The organism is Siminovitchia sediminis, from assembly GCF_042680885.1.
In the GTDB taxonomy this organism is placed as follows: Bacteria; Bacillota; Bacilli; order Bacillales; family Bacillaceae_C; genus Siminovitchia; species Siminovitchia sediminis.
In genome coordinates this window covers 1-2,485 of the sequence record NZ_JBHUEO010000039.1, presented here as the reverse complement: position 1 = coordinate 2,485, position 2,485 = coordinate 1, and the positions used below count along the sequence as shown (strand labels likewise).

The 2,485-nt window shown below is 54.8% G+C and carries 1 rRNA gene; it reads left to right on the top strand.

The features are described from left to right. Window positions 1-2,483: ribosomal RNA gene (locus tag ACFSCZ_RS13280) — 23S ribosomal RNA — on the top strand; the annotation flags it as partial. Window positions 2,484-2,485 lie beyond the last annotated feature (2 nt).

Here is a 2,485-nt window from a genome sequence, read left to right as displayed (position 1 = left end):
CCGTCGGAATCCGGGAGGACCATCTCCCAAGGCTAAATACTCCCTAGTGACCGATAGTGAACCAGTACCGTGAGGGAAAGGTGAAAAGCACCCCGGGAGGGGAGTGAAAGAGAACCTGAAACCGTGTGCCTACAAGTAGTCAGAGCACAATAAGTGTGATGGCGTGCCTTTTGTAGAATGAACCGGCGAGTTGCGATTTCATGCAAGGTTAAGCTGAAGAGGCGGAGCCGCAGCGAAAGCGAGTCTGAACAGGGCGAGATGAGTATGAGGTCGCAGACCCGAAACCAGGTGATCTACCCATGTCCAGGGTGAAGGTCAGGTAACACTGACTGGAGGCCCGAACCCACGTATGTTGAAAAATGCGGGGATGAGGTGTGGGTAGCGGTGAAATTCCAATCGAACCTGGAGATAGCTGGTTCTCTCCGAAATAGCTTTAGGGCTAGCCTCAAGTGAAGAGTACCGGAGGTAGAGCACTGTTTGGACTAGGGGCCCTCATCGGGTTACCGAATTCAGACAAACTCCGAATGCCGGATACTCATGCTTGGGAGTCAGACTGCGAGTGATAAGATCCGTAGTCGAGAGGGAAACAACCCAGACCGCCAGCTAAGGTCCCCAAGTATACGTTAAGTGGAAAAGGATGTGGAGTTGCTTAGACAACCAGGATGTTGGCTTAGAAGCAGCCACCATTCAAAGAGTGCGTAATAGCTCACTGGTCGAGTGACTCTGCGCCGAAAATGTACCGGGGCTAAACGTATCACCGAAGCTGCGGATTGCTTTGGCAATGGTAGGAGAGCGTTCCAAGTGCAGTGAAGTCATCCTGAAAGGGATGGTGGAGCGCTTGGAAGTGAGAATGCCGGTATGAGTAGCGAAAGACGGGTGAGAATCCCGTCCACCGAATGCCTAAGGTTTCCTGAGGAAGGCTCGTCCGCTCAGGGTTAGTCGGGACCTAAGCCGAGGCCGAAAGGCGTAGGCGATGGATAACAGGTTGAAATTCCTGTACCGCCTCGTTTCCGTTTGAGTGAAGGGGGGACGCAGGAGGATAGGGCAAGCGCACGATTGGATGTGCGTCCAAGCAGTTAGGCCGGCAAACAGGCAAATCCGTTTGCCGTGAGGCTGAGCTGTGACGGCGAGGGAAATAAAGTACCGAAGTTCCTGATTCCACACTGCCGAGAAAAGCCTCTAGCGAGGAAACAGGCGCCCGTACCGCAAACCGACACAGGTAGGCGAGGAGAGAATCCTAAGGTGATCGAGAGAACTCTCGTTAAGGAACTCGGCAAAATGACCCCGTAACTTCGGGAGAAGGGGTGCTCTTTGGGGTGAAAGCCCTGAGGAGCCGCAGTGAATAGGCCCAGGCGACTGTTTAGCAAAAACACAGGTCTCTGCGAAGCCGCAAGGCGAAGTATAGGGGCTGACGCCTGCCCGGTGCTGGAAGGTTAAGAGGAGCGCTTAGCGCAAGCGAAGGTGCGAATTGAAGCCCCAGTAAACGGCGGCCGTAACTATAACGGTCCTAAGGTAGCGAAATTCCTTGTCGGGTAAGTTCCGACCCGCACGAAAGGCGCAACGATCTGGGCACTGTCTCAACGAGAGACTCGGTGAAATTATACTATGCGTGAAGATGCGCATTACCCGCGACAGGACGGAAAGACCCCGTGGAGCTTTACTGCACCCTGATATTGACTGTCTGTGCAGCTTGTACAGGATAGGTAGGAGCCTTGGAACCCGGAGCGCCAGCTTCGGTGGAGGCACTGGTGGGATACTACCCTTGCTGTATGGACCGTCTAACCCGCACCCGTGATCCGGGTGGGAGACAGTGTCAGGCAGGCAGTTTGACTGGGGCGGTCGCCTCCTAAAGAGTAACGGAGGCGCCCAAAGGTTCCCTCAGAATGGTTGGAAATCATTCGCAGAGTGCAAAGGCAGAAGGGAGCTTGACTGCGAGACTTACAAGTCGGGCAGGGTCGAAAGACGGGCTTAGTGATCCGGTGGTACCGCATGGAAGGGCCATCGCTCAACGGATAAAAGCTACCCCGGGGATAACAGGCTTATCTCCCCCAAGAGTTCACATCGACGGGGAGGTTTGGCACCTCGATGTCGGCTCATCGCATCCTGGGGCTGTAGTCGGTCCCAAGGGTTGGGCTGTTCGCCCATTAAAGCGGTACGCGAGCTGGGTTCAGAACGTCGTGAGACAGTTCGGTCCCTATCCGTCGCGGGCGGAGGAAATTTGAGAGGAGCTGTCCTTAGTACGAGAGGACCGGGATGGACGCACCGCTGGTGTACCAGTTGTCTTGCCAAAGGCATAGCTGGGTAGCTACGTGCGGCAGGGATAAGTGCTGAAAGCATCTAAGCATGAAGCCCCCCTCAAGATGAGATTTCCCATGGCGTCAAGCCAGTAAGATCCCTGAAAGACGATCAGGTAGATAGGTCCGGCGTGGACGTGTGGTGACACATGGAGCTGACGGATACTAATCGATCGAGGGCTTAATCAAAA